The 15,602-nt window shown below is 41.5% G+C and carries 18 protein-coding genes and 1 riboswitch; of the genes, 13 read left to right on the top strand and 5 right to left on the bottom strand.

The genetic code is table 11. The annotated features are described in order from the left end of the window. The first annotated feature begins 186 nt into the window (after nucleotides 1-186). The 3 genes from C8268_RS16915 to C8268_RS23350 all read left to right on the top strand — a co-directional run bounded on the left by C8268_RS16915 (nucleotide 187) and on the right by C8268_RS23350 (nucleotide 2,205). Nucleotides 187-378, top strand: coding sequence for a hypothetical protein (locus tag C8268_RS16915; RefSeq protein WP_106768752.1), 192 nt, complete (start codon nucleotides 187-189; stop codon nucleotides 376-378). A gap of 341 nt (nucleotides 379-719) precedes the next feature. Further along, nucleotides 720-2,072, top strand: coding sequence for a helix-turn-helix domain-containing protein (locus tag C8268_RS16910; RefSeq protein WP_106768751.1), 1,353 nt, complete (start codon nucleotides 720-722; stop codon nucleotides 2,070-2,072). A gap of 4 nt (nucleotides 2,073-2,076) precedes the next feature. Continuing rightward, on the top strand, nucleotides 2,077-2,205 hold the full coding sequence (locus C8268_RS23350; protein ID WP_272939336.1) for a hypothetical protein: 129 nt from the start codon (nucleotides 2,077-2,079) through the stop codon (nucleotides 2,203-2,205). A gap of 198 nt (nucleotides 2,206-2,403) precedes the next feature. Here C8268_RS23350 and C8268_RS16905 read toward each other — a convergent pair whose 3' ends face one another. Together C8268_RS16905 and C8268_RS16900 are read right to left on the bottom strand one after the other, a co-directional pair. After that, on the bottom strand, nucleotides 2,404-2,901 hold the full coding sequence (locus tag C8268_RS16905) for a hypothetical protein (protein WP_106768750.1): 498 nt from the start codon (nucleotides 2,899-2,901) through the stop codon (nucleotides 2,404-2,406). After that, nucleotides 2,882-3,094: a helix-turn-helix transcriptional regulator gene (locus tag C8268_RS16900; RefSeq protein WP_106768749.1), complete on the bottom strand. Its 213-nt coding sequence runs from the start codon at nucleotides 3,092-3,094 to the stop codon at nucleotides 2,882-2,884. The genes C8268_RS16905 and C8268_RS16900 overlap by 20 nt, the downstream gene beginning before the upstream one ends. Nucleotides 3,095-3,550: 456 nt before the next feature. Here C8268_RS16900 and C8268_RS16895 point away from each other — a divergent pair, with 456 nt between their 5' ends. The 4 genes from C8268_RS16895 (at nucleotide 3,551) to C8268_RS16880 (ending at nucleotide 6,405) form a co-directional block, all read left to right on the top strand. Next, nucleotides 3,551-3,718: an aspartyl-phosphate phosphatase Spo0E family protein gene (locus tag C8268_RS16895; protein ID WP_106768748.1), complete on the top strand. Its 168-nt coding sequence runs from the start codon at nucleotides 3,551-3,553 to the stop codon at nucleotides 3,716-3,718. Between the two features lie 138 nt (nucleotides 3,719-3,856). Continuing rightward, nucleotides 3,857-4,330, top strand: coding sequence for a MarR family winged helix-turn-helix transcriptional regulator (locus C8268_RS16890; RefSeq protein WP_234032862.1), 474 nt, complete (start codon nucleotides 3,857-3,859; stop codon nucleotides 4,328-4,330). A gap of 192 nt (nucleotides 4,331-4,522) precedes the next feature. Continuing rightward, the gene (locus tag C8268_RS16885) at nucleotides 4,523-4,969 is read left to right on the top strand and encodes a hypothetical protein (RefSeq protein WP_106768747.1); all 447 of its coding nucleotides are present in this window, start codon (nucleotides 4,523-4,525) and stop codon (nucleotides 4,967-4,969) included. An 80-nt stretch (nucleotides 4,970-5,049) separates the two neighbouring features. Next, nucleotides 5,050-6,405: a serine hydrolase gene (locus C8268_RS16880; protein WP_106768746.1), complete on the top strand. Its 1,356-nt coding sequence runs from the start codon at nucleotides 5,050-5,052 to the stop codon at nucleotides 6,403-6,405. Nucleotides 6,406-6,664: 259 nt separating this feature from the next. Here the strand turns inward: C8268_RS16880 and C8268_RS16875 are convergent, their stop codons facing one another. From C8268_RS16875 to C8268_RS16865, 3 genes are all read right to left on the bottom strand, one after another. Beyond that, entirely contained in the window at nucleotides 6,665-7,372 is a 708-nt protein-coding gene (locus tag C8268_RS16875; protein ID WP_106768745.1) for a hypothetical protein, read from the bottom strand. Nucleotides 7,373-7,452: 80 nt separating this feature from the next. After that, nucleotides 7,453-7,764, bottom strand: coding sequence for a hypothetical protein (locus C8268_RS16870; RefSeq protein ID WP_106768744.1), 312 nt, complete (start codon nucleotides 7,762-7,764; stop codon nucleotides 7,453-7,455). Between the two features lie 408 nt (nucleotides 7,765-8,172). Next, complete coding sequence (locus C8268_RS16865) at nucleotides 8,173-8,361, bottom strand: hypothetical protein (protein ID WP_106768743.1); 189 nt, start codon at nucleotides 8,359-8,361, stop codon at nucleotides 8,173-8,175. 293 nt (nucleotides 8,362-8,654) lie between these two features. Between C8268_RS16865 and C8268_RS16860 the strand changes: the two genes are divergently transcribed. The 6 genes from C8268_RS16860 to tenA all read left to right on the top strand — a co-directional run bounded on the left by C8268_RS16860 (nucleotide 8,655) and on the right by tenA (nucleotide 15,152). Next, nucleotides 8,655-9,605 carry an SDR family oxidoreductase gene (locus tag C8268_RS16860; protein ID WP_420094285.1) on the top strand — a complete coding sequence of 317 codons (951 nt, stop codon included), beginning with the start codon at nucleotides 8,655-8,657 and terminating at the stop codon, nucleotides 9,603-9,605. Between the two features lie 77 nt (nucleotides 9,606-9,682). Beyond that, entirely contained in the window at nucleotides 9,683-10,531 is an 849-nt protein-coding gene (locus C8268_RS16855; protein WP_106768741.1) for a MurR/RpiR family transcriptional regulator, read from the top strand. A 158-nt stretch (nucleotides 10,532-10,689) separates the two neighbouring features. Continuing rightward, nucleotides 10,690-11,619 carry an N-acetylmuramic acid 6-phosphate etherase gene (gene murQ / locus C8268_RS16850; RefSeq protein WP_106768740.1) on the top strand — a complete coding sequence of 310 codons (930 nt, stop codon included), beginning with the start codon at nucleotides 10,690-10,692 and terminating at the stop codon, nucleotides 11,617-11,619. Between the two features lie 32 nt (nucleotides 11,620-11,651). Further along, entirely contained in the window at nucleotides 11,652-13,034 is a 1,383-nt protein-coding gene (locus tag C8268_RS16845) for a PTS transporter subunit EIIC (RefSeq protein ID WP_106768739.1), read from the top strand. 35 nt (nucleotides 13,035-13,069) lie between these two features. Further along, a complete protein-coding gene (locus tag C8268_RS16840; protein WP_106768738.1) occupies nucleotides 13,070-14,137 on the top strand; it encodes a DUF871 domain-containing protein in 1,068 nt (355 codons plus the stop codon). Between the two features lie 58 nt (nucleotides 14,138-14,195). After that, nucleotides 14,196-14,300, top strand: a riboswitch (TPP riboswitch). A 165-nt stretch (nucleotides 14,301-14,465) separates the two neighbouring features. Continuing rightward, a complete protein-coding gene (gene tenA / locus C8268_RS16835; RefSeq protein ID WP_106768737.1) occupies nucleotides 14,466-15,152 on the top strand; it encodes a thiaminase II in 687 nt (228 codons plus the stop codon). Nucleotides 15,153-15,602: the final 450 nt, after the last annotated feature.

Genomic DNA, 15,602 nt, shown 5'->3' with positions numbered 1-15,602 from the left:
AGATGACATTGTTCGGGCAGAACAGAGAGTTTTATCCCTTGAAGCGGGAGAAGCTCTTTTTTTGATTTTATGGCACTACAAGTAATAAAGACTCCATTTTAGATGAGAAAATTACGATAAAAGATATAGAAGGAAAAATCGTTACATACTGAACCAATAGAATAATAATGCGAGGAGACCACGAGTATGAGTGAAATTCAGGAAGTTGAGTTACTTAGAGGAAGACCGCGTAAATATAAGAAGCGGAAACGAAAAAAATTGAACTGGAAATTAGTCATCTATATTATTTTTGCGCTAATGATAGTTTTTCTAGTTGTTTGGGCCATCACCTCTACATCTCTATTAGACAGCCTTAAAAAGCTGTTTATTATAGGGTGAGCGGAAGGAATCATTAATAATATACAGAAAGATACAGATCATACAACTAGGGACTGGTATATATTTACATCAAAACACCCACAGTTTTCATGGGAAAAAAATCACATTATCATCCGTGCGGATCTCCATAACATGAAAAAAGAGACGTTTTTTGGCTTTGCAGCATAGGTTTTTATTGTCTAAATCCGTAACGAAATGAAGGGTTTTGACGATATTATGTCATATTTATCCTAAGAAGTAATTGACAGGTGTAATAATCCACTATACTATTACTTTAATTGAACCTTTATCCTAAATTATGGATTATTCTGGTATGAATTATTTATTGGAGGTTGTTTGACTTGATCCATACAACCACGATAGGCTCAGAACTGGAAAGTTATCTGATCAGGAACGGGACAACAATCAATCAGTTTGCAGAGAAGTCTAAGGTGAATTCCGGAACGATCAGTACGATTATTAAGGGCACACGGCCGATATCCATGCAGCAGCTGGATCGGATCATTTCAGCTATGGGGCTTCCCGAGGGCAGTTTCTATGAGCTGTATCTCGATGAATGCTTTGTTCAATCTCCGAACTGGCGGCGTTTGCGGCCATTTCTGTACCGATGCGCGGAATTGGACAAGCTGGAATGTATCCAGCGGGCTGTTCATTTCATGATGGATAGGCTTTCTTACATACCTGCGTTGTTTGATACAGCTGAGGATTTCTTCAATCAGGGCAAATTGGATGCAGCGGCTATTATTTATGAGAACATTACTGAAAGTGAGAAGTATCAGCATTCCGAGCGGCTAGCTCTTTGTCATTATCGATTATTCACCATTTCATTAGGACATGACCAGGAGAAGAATTTAAGAGCAGCTACCAAATTTGAAGGTTATGTCGAGCGATTGGATATCATAGACCAGCTTGATGCACTGAAGGATTTGCTGAATATGTACTTTTCTCTCGGGAAATGGGATAAGGCGGATGAAATGGCCGCTATGATGGGGAAAAAAGCACTGATCCAATACAAGACTAAATATGGGCAGTCGAGAAGAGGCGGTCTGCATCGAGAGCCTAAACGTCCGCTGTTTAGTTATATCGTATACTCTCACTTAATGCGAGCGGCTGTCTGTGATGAGTACGGTGATTATGAGCAGGCATTTCAGTACATTACTTTGTATTCCGATATGAGCTGGGTGAAAGAGGACACGGAAGAGGTTCGATACTTGAAAGAGCTGTTCAAAATGTGGGCTACGGCAAATACCTACTTATATCATCTGATGATGGGAAAAATTGAGGTGCTTCCGAAATATGTAGCGTTTATTGAAACGCAAGAAAACGAAATTCTTTATGCTCTGATTAGAATTCTTCAAGCTGCTAATCGTTTTGATTTTAATATAGATGATATTATTCAGAAATTTGAACCGCAGATTTCTCGGTATATCGATAACAAGGGAACTACAGGGATGTATAACGAACAAGTATCAGTGAATCGGTTTACTCGTTTCATGAATGAGCTATCTACTTACTGTTGGCACCGTAAGAAATATGAAACTGGTATAAAGTATGTATTGATTGGATTGGAAACTGCTATAGAAATTCATAATGATGATGCGATTCTCAAGTTTGTAAGACTGTTTGAACTATATAGACATGTGGCATCCGAAGAAGAACAACATAGATATCATAAATTAATTTGTGAGGTGTAGGGATATGAAACGGAAAATTGTTGTACTGTTGGCTACTGCTCTTGTAATTATGTCGATTGCGATTCCTGTAAGTGCTGCTTCTGCACAGCCTCCAATCCAAGCATTTATTCACGGTAGTGGATACGAATTTTAATAAAAAGAAAATATAAGCTATACCACCTTACCAGCCGAATCCGGCTGGTCTTTTTTTGTGAAAGGAATTCTGTAACCTTATTATTATAATCTCAACTTTCGTTGCCTGAAATCGGCAGAGAAGCATTAATGTAATTAGGTTGTATCGTTCTCTTTGATCAATGCAGTGAACACGATCATCGATTTCTGCTGCAATTTCTTAAAATTGCTTCTTTAACTTTGATTTTAAAAATCTATAAAAGATCACGCCAGAGATCATGCCTACCAAAGTCCAAATAAATAAGCTCCACCAACGTACATTGATTTCACCAGTAGATAAATAAGGAAATATAAATTCCATTAAAATGATCATGGATAGTCCCCACTGGATGCCAGCAAAAACAGCTGATTTTTTTAATAGATTTTTCTTCTCTATGTATTCGTCCATAGAAACACAATCTGTTGCGTCTAATTGTTTTTTTCTTAATCTTGCAGTGACCATAGTAGCATAAATCATGTTGATAATGAAAAGTGCAGGTGTTGAAAAAGATAATTCGTTATTAATCGTATCTATGATTAGACTAACAAACATTACTAACACAGATAAACCCCATAACAGAATTCCGGAATAAGCTAGTTCTTTATAGATTTCTTGCAGCTGATATTCATCTCGCTCATCAATTACTCCAATAAAACGATTAAGTATCTGATTCTTCATCGCTTTTTTCCTCCCAAAATAAAGTATTAAGGTCTGTTCCGAGTTCCTTTGCTAAAGAAATACATAAAGACAATGAAGGGTTATACTTATCATTTTCGATTAAATTAATCGTCTGTCTGGCTATCCCAACCTTTTTGGCAAGCTCGATCTGAGTTAACTTTCTATTTTTCCTATATTCTCTGACTTTGTTCAAGTCGTGCATCCTTTCATGCGCATTTAATGTACATTATATGTGACTTTTTATTTTTGTCAAATATATATGACACCCTTTACTACTTAAGTTTTTCTATTAGAACGTTCAGGAAGGGTAACAGTCCGTACAAGTATGATCTAGCATATCTATTTTTGAGTTATGACGAATACGTTGCGAGATGCTTCAATGCAAAACAAATTCGAGTTTCGACCTTTTCAGACGGCGTATTGTAGTGCACCATGGAGTTATATAGCTTTCGTTTGGGGATGGTTGTTCGACACTTATTTGAGAGGTGTTTTTCTTTTATCAATGTGTATAATTTATTGCGCGCAGCCCTTATATAGCAAGGATTTATTCGTTTTAAGTGGCTGCGTTAGTTGAGTTATAATGCAATACAAAATATAAACTATATTTTTACATTATATCCTAAAATATTACACAAGGAGGTGGCGATCAATGATACATGCCGAGGTCATGCGGCAGCAAATAGAGAAGTCTCGACAATTGCTGAATCAAATGGGGAGGCGGTATGGTTTACGGCACCCCAAAGTGTTGAAACAATCGATGCATCTCGATGAACTCATTAATCAGTATAATAGAGTCAAGTACAGAGAGAAAGTATGAAAGCAAAATGAAAGTGACAATGACAATACAGAGGAAACTGCAGACGGGGAAAAGGAGTGACCCCTTTTCTTTTCGCTCGTTTTTTTGATTTCAAACTTGTTCAATATGTTAGATATCTTAATATTAAAGGTGGTTTATATGAGTGATATAAATAATCATCAAGTGAGTGATGAGCTAGTTCGATGTGTAAAAGAAATGAATGAAGCAGAGTATTGGATCAACACGACATTGCTGCAAGAGTACCGATCATTATTGGATGATGAGATTACAACTAAGCAGGCATTGCTGCTGGAGCTGATTCATAAATATGAGAGAATGACGATCCGGGAAATGGCCGATCACATGGGAGTTACCTCCAGTGCCGTAAGCCAGATCGTTGGCAAACTGGAGAGCATGGAGTATGTGAAGCGGGAAATTAATGTCCACAATCGCCGGGAAATTATTGTGCAGCTGGGCCGAATGGGGGCGAATTATTTTGCCAAACAAGAAGAGGTAGAGCGTGACATCATTAAGCGGTTTTATTCAAAAATGAAACTCGAAGAGGTGCAGCAGCTTTGCACGTTAACGTTGAAACTAAAGAGAATTGTAGAGCAGGATTTAGGTGGGCGATAGGTCATTCATCGGTAAAAGCGTAATGAAAGTGGAATCTTAACCTGAAAAGTGAGGTAATTCGATATGGCATACAAAGTATATAAGTTCCGCTTGTTGTTGGCAAAGCGGAAGGGATTGAGCTTGAACCTGATCTGAAACACAAGAGTCGTACTGGTACAGTAATAAAAATGAAGTAGATTTGAGGTATAAGAAATGACTATATCAAAAACAGACGCAATAAAACTCTTCGAATTAGGATTCCATAGGCCTTCATATGCAGATAGGGTATATCCACAGGATATTTTTGAATATCAAGATGCCATTTGGGTTGTTGGAGGAAGGGTTATACCATCAACGAAATATCTTTGCGAGGAAGAAGTTTATAAGAAGGGAGTATGGATACCGAGTATACTCGATTTAATTTCCTGGCTAGAGGAAAATGATTGCGAATTCAATCTATCTTATACTGGAACAGGTTATAAAAGTTATAAAGTAAACGTTAGAGATAACGATGAAATAGAGTACTCCGCTAAAGGGGCAACTCCGGAATTTGCCTTTTATAAAGTCATCAGTAAGATTCTCAAGAAGTATGGAGGCAATCCCGTTAATAAAGAATATGAAGTAATTGAAGCTGAAATAATTGAAACAAAGTATAAATAGTCTGACTGATGAACCTTGAAGGTTATATATCTTCAATTTTTTTCTTTAATAAAATTTTGCCCGACGAAGGGGGAAGAGAAATGAAACAGAAGAAGCAAAAACTAGAGATGCTATTTCGTACATTGCATGAAAAAGAACAGATCAACGGTGCGGTGTGTGTGGCGGAACAAGGAGAAATTGTATATCAATCCGTGTTTGGATATGGGGATTTATCGACTCAAAGGAAGCTGACCCTTGATTCTGTATTCGAGCTGGCATCGCTATCCAAGCCGTTTACGGCTGCAGCGATCATGCTATTGAAGGAGCAGGGGCGGCTATCCTATGACGACTTCATTGAACAGTGGTTTCCCGGCTTCCCGTATCCTGGCATTACAGTCCGGCATCTGCTCAATCATACCTCAGGCTTGCCTGATTACATGGAACTGTTCCAGAACCATTGGGACCACACACAGATAGCGGTAAATGAAGATGTATTAAACTTGCTGTTGGAACATCGACCGGAGCGTCGTTTTACACCAAATGAACAATGGGAGTATAGCAACACCGGGTATGTTCTGCTTGCATTGTTAGTAGAGCGAATTTCAGGGCTTGGCTTTGCCGAGTTTATGGATACGCATATGTTCCGTCCGCTGGGGATGCTGCATACGCGAGTATACAATCGAAGATATATGAACGAGACCATCGATAACTATGCTTATGGTTACGTGTACGATCCTTTGTCAGGTCAATATGTATTACCGGATCAGTTCCCAGATACGCAGTATGTCATCTACCTGGATGGGATTCAGGGAGATGGAACCGTCAATTCTACGTTAGGGGATTTGATTAAATTTGATCAAGCGCTATATTCGGAGACATTTTTAAGCAAGGAGTCACTGAAGCAAGCATTTACGCCTGTTCAGTTAAAGAGTGGTGAAACGTTTGATTATGGTTTCGGTTGGATTTTGCAGGACCATGCGGAAAAAGGGTTGACCGTCAGCCATAGTGGAGGGTGGCCGGGGTATGCAACCCTTATGATCCGTTATACCGAGGCGAAGCGAACGATCATTTATCTGGGCAATATGGAGCAGGACCATCAATATGAGCAGGGTATTGTTGAGGCTGTTCAGAGTATATTGTTCGATCAGCCTTTTGAAATCCCGGAATATCCAGCAAAAATAAGGGCAGTGCCGGTTGATCCTGCCGTATATGAGCGTTATATCGGTGTCTATCGCTTAGATGAGGGCATGGATGTAAAGGTTACATCAGAACAGGGGCGCTTATATCTTCAAGTCGAGGGGCAGATGCGGGTAGAGCTTTATCCGTTGTCCGAAACCAGGTTTTTTATCCGGGTAGTACCAGATGAGGTGGAATTCGTTACAGATGGCTCTGGCAAAGCCTCCAAATTTATAATTCATGAGGACAACACCGAATCGGAAGCGATTCGGATGGAATAAAAGACACCTTCAAGCCTGTATCCGGGGATTTTTTCTGAAGCTTTAGGGGAGATTGATGTTAAAGTTACCTGAGTTAATTATGCAAAAAATATTTCCATTATATTTATAATACCCTCACTTTACCAAGACATATCGAAACGAAGACTCCTTTAGATAAAAGGGACCAGTCAAAAGGTTTAACCGATCCCCTATTAATAAAAAAATTGAATTCATTCTATGAGTTACGTATTAAAAGAAAGACGATATTCCGTATTTTACGTTATCTTATCTCAACTGCCCTTACATGTTGATTTAATTTATTCACTGTAAGTATTACTCTATTGGCGTATCGAGAAATGTACTCTAAAAAACGAGAATTGATTAGGTTATTATTAAATCTCCAGCTTTGCGGAGACAAAATGATATAACCTTCTCTTTCAATATGGGTTCTCTTAAGAAATTCCCATAAAGTTTCATCAATCGATTTATTTGATTGTATTGTTGCTATCTTACGGAATTCTTCTATAATGATTTCATAATCAACTGCTTCAATTTTACCAAAAGGATTAACTTTGAAATCATTATTAAGATAAAAATCACGGATAACAGGATTTATAAAATTTTTATTCATCGAATAATTTGTCCTCAAAATATTTCCATATTCTACTTTGAGGTCACTTAATCTCATCATTGTCAGAATATTATCTTCGTAAATGCCCTTAACTGTTTCGAAATAACCAGCAATATTATCATTAATATATATTAATAATTCTTTTGAAGGAACAGGAATTTGAAAAGATTGTCCTTCTTCTGGGTTTAAAAAAGGTGTAATTACCCATTGAGTTATAATGTTGCTCTGAAAGTCTGATATGTTAGGCTTGAATTTATTGTAAAAAGATTTAATAGAAACATCCGTATTTGAAGTATTCATTAATGTACTGTTAGGTTCATCCAAATCTTTGATTTCATAAAACCACCTTGTTTCCATAATTTCCACCATCCTCCTAGCTATATAATATAGAAAAACTGTCCTAATAAGTTGGACAGTTTTCTATATTATATCAATTATTAGTGTACATATATATCATCTGGCATTACTGAAACAATATTATAAACTGCTCTTCTACCTTCAACAGCGCCATATTTCTCTACAATTGCACTAGAGGATATTACATTTTCATTATCTAATTTGGACAATTCGGTTAAGCTAGCTCGATCATTTCCATTCAATAAGTCAGTTTGTCCACTTTCGACTAAAATGAACTCGCTTTCAAATTCAGCGGGTTCGACGGGTATATCTTTGTTGGTTTCTGCAAAGACTGACAACGGCATAGTAACAAGAAGAAGCATGAGAATGAATGATGATATAATTTTTTTCAAATTAATACATCTCCTTCTAAATATTGTTTTAAGATGATTTATACCATAAATTTACCAATTTATAAACCGATAATACTATTATTTTTATTAAGAAACATTAAATCTATATTAATCTACCTAGTGGATATACAACGCTGTAATCGTTTATCTGTCTCTTTCTATTTTTCACTACTTGTTGCGATGGCATTATTAAGCGAGACAGTTACATATTTATCCAAATCCTTTAAAGTAAGTTTCGGATGTAGATAGATGTGTTATGGTGATTTTATGGAACCTGTCTCCAATTCATGAGAGGTCCTGGTTCATAATTCATGAGGACAACACCGAATCAGAAGCGATTCGGATGGAATAAAAAGTACCTTTTCAAGCCTGTATCCGGGGATTTCCCTTGGATACAGGCTTGTTTGGTTAGATGCGCGGGTAATTTAGTTCATATCGCGGATTGGCGTAATAAGGAGGCCGCGGGGCTATTAAAGGCATAGACCATGTGAAGGGATTGGAATTATAGCGCATTTGAACCGTTTCGTTGGAATGATGAAGCAGCAACAGCTGAACTTTCGGATTAAAATCGAATCGTAATGTTTTGAAGTTAGTCATCCTCCCCAATAAAGTATTTTTGGACATCTAAATTTGTAAGTCCAGTTGTCAATTAAAGAGCACCAGCTCTATTGACCTCATTTACCTTAACGTATTCGAGTTTATAGGGGATGGAGCAGGTCCTTCCCAAGCTACTTTTTGCACCTGTATCTTAAAATTCTTTCGAAGGCGGGGCATGCACGGCAAATGCCCATATGACATATGGATATACATACAGGTTGAATGTGAGGAGTGTTATGATGAGTCATTATGAAGATCACGATCAATGGACAACGGAGCAGCTGCAAATACTCATGGAAATCCAGCAATATCAGAAAACGTTTAAAAACAACATGATTACCGAGCCATATCCGCTGTATCCAAACTACGGAAAAATTACGCAATTTAAGGAAGTGCCGATGAATTTCCCGGAGCAGCGCCAGCTCAGACAGCCTGGATTAGAAGGGCTTATGGTGCCAAGGCCGATCATTGAAAATCCGAATTATGTAGGCAGCGGGAAATTGGACGGAAAGGTCGCGCTGATTACGGGCGGGGACAGCGGCATTGGTGCGGCTGTTGCTATTGCATTTGCCAAGGAAGGGGCAGATGTGGCGATTTCTTATCTGGATGAGCATCAAGATGCCAATCGTACCAAGGCCAGAGTGGAAGAGCTGGGCAAGCGCTGCTTGCTTATGCCCGGTGACTTGAGAGTGAAGGATCAGTGTGTGGCGATCGTTGAACAGACGCTTGACACGTTCGGCAGACTTGATGTTTTGTGTAACCATGTCGGCATCCAGTTCCAGCAAAATAATCTGGAAGACATCACCGATGAGCAGTTTGATGATACGTTTAAGGTCAATATTTACTCGCATTTTTATACGACGAGAGCCGCATTGCCTCATATGAAGCCCGGCAGTTCCATTATTAACACATCTTCAGTGGTTACATATGTGGGCGAAAAGCTGCTGATTGATTACACAGCGACAAAGGCCGCGAATGTCGGATTCACACGAGCCCTGGCCAACAGTGTGGTGAAAAAAGGAATACGGGTCAACGCGGTTGCTCCCGGAAGAGTCTGGACCCCGCTCATCCCTGCAAGCTTCTCTTCGGATCTGAACGCCGTATTCGGATCATTCAACCCGATGGAAAGAGCGGCGCAGCCGTTTGAGCTTGCTCCCACGTTTGTATACCTTGCGTCGGATGACTCTCGTTTTGTAACAGGGCAAGTGCTGCACGTCGACGGCGGGGAATCTATGTGTTCATAAGGTTGATTCTGTCCCGGCTCCATTCTAAGATAAGAGATAACAAGGAAATCGACAAAAAGTGATGGAGGAATGTTTACTTGGGGACTTTAATCCAGAAAATTTCGGAAAACTTGAACCGTCTTTCGGCGGTGGAGCGTAAAATCGGGGAATATATTGTCGAGCATCCGGAGCTAGTGCCTAACATGACAACCAAGGAGCTGTCCCAAAAAGCCGGGGTTAGTGAAGCCAGCATTATCCGATTCTGCAAGTCCATTGGGATCGGCAGCTTTAAATCTTTTAAATTAGAACTTGTGAAAGACATCACTCTGTCGGAGATGAACATAACGGATTTTTCTATTTTGCAAAAAAAAGATTCTCCATATGACTTATTGCATAAAGTAACCTATGTTAACAAATCGGCGATTGAATCGACGCTGGCAACGCTGGATAAGAAAGAATATAATAAAGCATTCGAAGTGCTGAAGGAAGCGAAACGGATTGTTTTTTTTGGAGTGGGAGGCTCTGCGACTGCGGCGTTTGATGCCCATTATAAATTTACAAGGCTCGGCTATCTTACCAATACGGCATTTGATTTTCATTATATGCTCTCCCATATCGCTTACTTAACCGAGAAAGATGTGTTCATTGCGATCAGTATGTCCGGAAAAACGAAGGATGTGCTCGATCTCGCTCGGTTTGCGAAAAAGAAGGGGGCGACGGTCATTGCGATCACCAATATGGACAGATCTCCCCTTTATAAGGAGGCGGATATCCGGCTCTGCACGCCAAATGTGGAGAGTGATTTCAGAATCGGAAGCTTGTCATCGAGAATGACACAGCTGACGATCATTGATGCATTATATATTAGCATTTTTAATAACATCGGCGAAAATATCGTTAAGCATTATCACGAAGCAAGAGATGAAGTCGTTCGTCTTCGCAGATAACGCCAGCAGCTCCCACGAAAAGCCTGTTCATCAGGAGGGAGCGATTTTTTTTGAAATCTATGAAATTTAATTTCTATTAAAAAATAATATTTGTTGACACTTAATTTCAAACGCATACAATATAAGGTAGAAACACATTTCATTTAAAGGGTGATTCCATGCTTGAGAATTTAACTACCGAACAGAGAAACCACTCCACCATGCATTTGGATGAAATGAGTGTAATGGATATTTTGAAAGTGATGAATAAGGAAGACCAGAGTGTGGCGCAAGCTGTGAGCAAGGAGCTTAAGTATATAGAACAAGCCGTACAAATTGTTATAAATGCTTTTCAGCAGGGGGGGCGATTGATTTACTCCGGTGCAGGTACGAGTGGCAGACTTGGGATTTTGGATGCAGTGGAATGTGTCCCGACCTTTGGCACTCCTGCTGAAATGGTTCAGGGATTGATCGCAGGCGGATTCAGCGCGTTTACCGAAGCGGTCGAAGGAGCGGAAGACAACGAACAGTTGGGGGAGGAGGATTTGAGGCAGATTGCCTTTACGGAAAAAGATGTTTTGGTGGGTATAGCAGCAAGCGGACGAACCCCTTATGTCATCGGAGCACTAAAGTACGCACGATTCACAGGTGCCAAGACGATCAGCATCGCTTGCAATAAACAAGCGCCCATAAGCCGATATGCCAATGTGCCCATAGAGGTGTATACCGGACCTGAAATTTTAACAGGCTCGACACGTCTGAAAGCAGGAACGGCTCAGAAGCTGGTGCTGAATATGATTTCAACGGCCAGCATGATCGGTATCGGCAAGGTGTATAAAAACCTAATGGTCGATGTGCAGCCTACCAACTATAAATTGGTGGAGCGCTCGAAACGAATTATTATGCAGGCGGTTGACGTTGATTATAAAACAGCCGAAGCGTATTACGAGCAAGCCAATCACGATGTAAAAGCGGCGATCGTCATGATTTTACTACAGTGTTCGTATGATACTGCGAAAGAAAAGCTTCAAACGGCTAACGGTTTTGTTCAAAAAGCGATCACTACGAATCACAGTCAAGTACAGCAAGATCCTTTGAACTCGGTTTGAAAATTTTCCTATCCAAAAGGAGGAGAAACAAGATGAGTAAGGAAAGGCAATTAACCGAAGGTATTTTGCAGCATATCGGCGGCAAGGACAACATCAGACGTTTAACCCATTGTATGACAAGGGTGAGACTGGAGCTGAAAAATGATGAACGCGTCGATCTGACCGCTCTCAAAAAAGTCAACGGCGTGATGGGTGTGATTGACGATGACACACTTCAAATCGTTGTCGGGCCGGGTACGGTGAATAAGGTAGCGGCGCTTCTTAGTGCCGAAACTGGATTGTCTTTAGGGGAAGAGGCCGCTCTTTCCCCTGATGAAATTACGTTTCGTGAGAAAGCGGAACTGGACCGGATGAAACGGAAGGAAAAGAACAATACGCCGTTTAAAAACTTTTTACGGCGCATTGCCAATATTTTTATTCCTTTGATTCCCGGTCTGGTTGCTTCCGGTATTATCAATGGTGCGGCTAACTTTGCAGTAAATGCCGGCGCTGATAAAGAAAGCACCCTCATGCAGATCCTGCTGTTGTTAGGCGGGGGCGTGTTTACTTATCTGGGGATTTTGGTAGGATGGAATACAGCGAAGGAATTTGGAGGGACCCCGGTTCTGGGCGCTATTGCAGGGATGTTCCTGTTTAATCCGTTGCTGGCTAACATCACGATTTATGGTGAAGCGCTTACACCGGGGCGGGGCGGATTGTTTGGGGTTATTTTTTCCGCATGGCTGATGACGGTCGTTGAGAAGCAAGTTCGCAAGGTGATGCCGAATGCAGTCGATATTATATTCACTCCGCTGATTACGGTGTTAGTTGTTGGCTTTGTATCGTTATATGCGATTCAACCGGTAGCTGGTGTGCTGTCTGACGGTATTACGATTGGACTGAACAGCATTTTGGATTTTGGCGGCGCGATAGCGGGGGCGCTTCTTGCAGGGTTTTTCTTGCCGCTCGTTATGGTTGGTCTGCACCATGGTCTAACACCTATTCATTTGGAGCTTATTAACACGTATAATGAAACCGCTTTACTTCCGATTCTGGCGATGGCTGGCGCTGGTCAGGTCGGGGCTGCGATTGCGATCTATGTGAAGACAAAAAATAAACAGCTACGCAACATCATTAAAGGGGCGCTTCCGGTAGGATTTCTTGGCATTGGAGAGCCGCTGCTATACGGGGTAACCTTGCCGCTTGGCCGTCCGTTTATTACCGCTTCTTTGGGCGCTGCCATCGGCGGTGCGTTTCAGGCGGTTATGCATACGGCATCCTCAGGTACTGGTGTCTCGGGTCTGTCCCTTATACCGTTGATTACGAACAATAACTACCTGTTCTACTTCCTGGGGCTTGTTATTTCTTATGCGTTTGGATTTATTTTCACCTATATGTTTGGTTTTAAAGAGGAGATGGGGGAAAACATCACTTAAGGCGTGCCAGTCTGATGGAGAGGAGATGAGCTATATTGCTTGGCATTTCAGTATACTTGACAGCAGAATCCATACAAGATCAGGAAGGTTATTTCCAAAAAGTAAGCGAGAAAGGTTTCAAGTCGATTTTCACATCCCTTCATATCCCTGAAGCAGATCCGTCAGTGTATAAAGAACGGCTGCAGGAGCTTGGCAAGCTTTCACAGAAATATGGGATGGAGCTGATGGCAGATATTTCACCAAAGTCTCTTCAGTACCTAGGTTTGACATGGGATCATGTTGAGGACATTGTGCATTGGGGAGTGACCGGGTTACGCATCGATTACGGCATAGAGGATGAGAGAATCGCTTCGCTATCTACAAAGATGAGGTTGGCTTTAAACGCCAGCAGCTTAACAGAGGAGCAGCTGGAGAAGCTTGTTGCAGATGGTCTTAACCTGTCACAGACAGAGGCTTGGCATAATTTCTATCCGCGCCCGGAAACCGGGTTAAGCCTGGAGAATCTTCAACAGCGGAATCTTTGGCTGAAGAATAAAGGGTTAACGACGATGGCTTTTATTCCTGGAGATCATAAGCTGCGAGGTCCATTATTTAAGGGACTGCCGACTTTGGAAGATCACCGGGAGGCTTCTCCTTTTGCAGCTTATATGGACTTACGGGAGAAGGGCTTGGTTGACAAAATTGTAGTAGGGGATATCGCGCTTAGCGACACGGCCTTAGAGCAATTCTCTTCGATGCAAGATGGTGTAATTCTGTTGAGGGCTCAGGCGTTCGTCCGAGAAGATCCGCTCACGGATATTTTGACGATAGAGCATACGAACCGATATGATGAGGCAAGGGATTGTATTCGTTCGATGGAATCGCGGCAGTATGGACTTATTGGAAACCGTGCGGTTAAGCCTTTCCATACGACCAGACGGGAAATCGGGAGCATTACGGTAGATAATGAGCTGTACGGCAGGTATCAGGGAGAAATTCAAATTACCAAAACCTCCTTAAAACCTGATGAAAAAGTGAACGTCATTGGAAAAGTGATCGAAGCAGATATTCCGCTATTGCCTTATATAAAGGCAGGAAGAAAGTTTAAAATACAATGGGTCTAAGGATTTGAGGATTTGACATCATCTGTAAACCCGTGTACAGTATTGGGCAATAGAATAGGAAGTCCACTAGGGGAGTCGTATGGCGGCTGAGACGAGAGAATATCTCGGACCCTTTGAACCTGATCTAGTTCATACTAGCGTAGGAAAGTGGAGTCGGTTATATGATCTGTCTTGTTTTTCGGTAAGGTATATGACTATTTGATGAGACATACGGATTTAAGCCGCTCCAGCTTTTCGGGGGCGGCTTTTTTGCGTTGCCTTTGAAAAAGCTTCTTACTTGTGGTTTCTAGGACTTCCTGCTCTTCAATCATGGTTGGAGGTGGAGGAAGTGAGCTTTACGCAACAGCTCCGTCAGCAGGCGGACGATATTTTTCAAGCTATTTTTGATCATCCTTTTGTAAGAGGTATTGCAAAGGGGCAGTTGTCCAAGGGACAGCTGATTCATTACATCAAACAGGACTACGAGTATTTGAATGCTTTTATGCGGATTTATGGGATTGCGATCTCCAAATGTGCCACACGGGAGGAGATAGCTGTTTTTAATGAACAGATATCTTTTATTCTTCACAGTGAAGTGCATCCGCATCAAAATTTCTGTGCTGTGGCAGGGGGCAGCTATGACAAAATGCAAGGGTACCCGCTCGCTCCGACAGCGCATCATTATATCCGTCATATGCTGACGGTTGCACATGAAGGGAGCTTGGGCGAGATTATGGCTGTGCTTTTGCCCTGTCCATGGACGTACATGGAGATCGGCCGCAAGCTGGTGGATGAGGTTCAGCCGGATCGGAATCATCCGTTTTATGAATGGATCGATTTTTATGGGAACCAGGCGGAGGATGCGACTGCTTATTTCCGCAACCGTCTGGATGCATGGGCGCAAGAAGCAACGGCTACCGAGCGGAATCGTATGGCCGAGCATTTCATGCTCAGCTGCCAGCTGGAATATATGTTTTGGGAGATGGCTTACCGGGAGGAACAGTGGCCGGTGCACGTACAGACTGCGGTTCTATGAAAATATAAAACTGCTTACGTTTCATGTTGGATATAGGAAATGTTGTTGACTGCAACAATGAACGGTGGCCCTTTGGCGGTCATTCGCTTGTGTGAAGCTCCCAGTGCGGGGCAATTATCTATAGATTGAACTAAACAATAGTATTACTTCAACGAAAGAAGTCGGAATTATTTCGAGAAACGTTAGTGTTCGCCTAAAAGCTTTCCGCAGGAAAGCTCGCTTCGAAAGCGTAAGCTGTTCCCGGATTTCAACGGTTGTTTACATCCTTCAGAGAAATCTGGGGGCAAGAGCGATCGGAAGAATAATCTGAATTCGTAGTGATGCTCAGGCTAGGATCTTTAGTTCACATATATAGCAACAGCCGAACTACTCCTTTGTGGTTATCCGCACCGAGCGAAGCTCTCAGTGCGTGGCAGCTATCTAGCAACAGCTTGAACTACTCTTTTGCGG

Origin of the sequence: Paenibacillus faecalis (genome assembly GCF_900289175.1) — a bacterium.
Lineage (GTDB): Bacteria > Bacillota > Bacilli > Paenibacillales > Paenibacillaceae > Paenibacillus_AQ > Paenibacillus_AQ faecalis.
This window is presented reverse-complemented; position numbering and strand designations above follow the sequence as displayed.

What these genes read in the sequence shown, in the direction of transcription:
- C8268_RS23350 (WP_272939336.1), top strand. Translation starts at nt 2,077, where the DNA reads ATGAAACGGAAAATTGTTGTACTGTTGGCTACTGCTCTTGTAATTATG.
- C8268_RS16895 (WP_106768748.1), top strand. Translation starts at nt 3,551, where the DNA reads ATGATACATGCCGAGGTCATGCGGCAGCAAATAGAGAAGTCTCGACAA.
- C8268_RS16880 (WP_106768746.1), top strand. Translation starts at nt 5,050, where the DNA reads ATGAAACAGAAGAAGCAAAAACTAGAGATGCTATTTCGTACATTGCAT.
- C8268_RS16885 (WP_106768747.1), top strand. Translation starts at nt 4,523, where the DNA reads ATGACTATATCAAAAACAGACGCAATAAAACTCTTCGAATTAGGATTC.
- C8268_RS16875 (WP_106768745.1), bottom strand. Translation starts at nt 7,372, where the DNA reads ATGGAAACAAGGTGGTTTTATGAAATCAAAGATTTGGATGAACCTAAC.
- C8268_RS16860 (WP_420094285.1), top strand. Translation starts at nt 8,655, where the DNA reads ATGGAAATCCAGCAATATCAGAAAACGTTTAAAAACAACATGATTACC.
- C8268_RS16890 (WP_234032862.1), top strand. Translation starts at nt 3,857, where the DNA reads ATGAGTGATATAAATAATCATCAAGTGAGTGATGAGCTAGTTCGATGT.
- C8268_RS16915 (WP_106768752.1), top strand. Translation starts at nt 187, where the DNA reads ATGAGTGAAATTCAGGAAGTTGAGTTACTTAGAGGAAGACCGCGTAAA.
- murQ (WP_106768740.1), top strand. Translation starts at nt 10,690, where the DNA reads ATGCTTGAGAATTTAACTACCGAACAGAGAAACCACTCCACCATGCAT.
- C8268_RS16905 (WP_106768750.1), bottom strand. Translation starts at nt 2,901, where the DNA reads ATGAAGAATCAGATACTTAATCGTTTTATTGGAGTAATTGATGAGCGA.
- C8268_RS16865 (WP_106768743.1), bottom strand. Translation starts at nt 8,361, where the DNA reads ATGACTAACTTCAAAACATTACGATTCGATTTTAATCCGAAAGTTCAG.
- C8268_RS16845 (WP_106768739.1), top strand. Translation starts at nt 11,652, where the DNA reads ATGAGTAAGGAAAGGCAATTAACCGAAGGTATTTTGCAGCATATCGGC.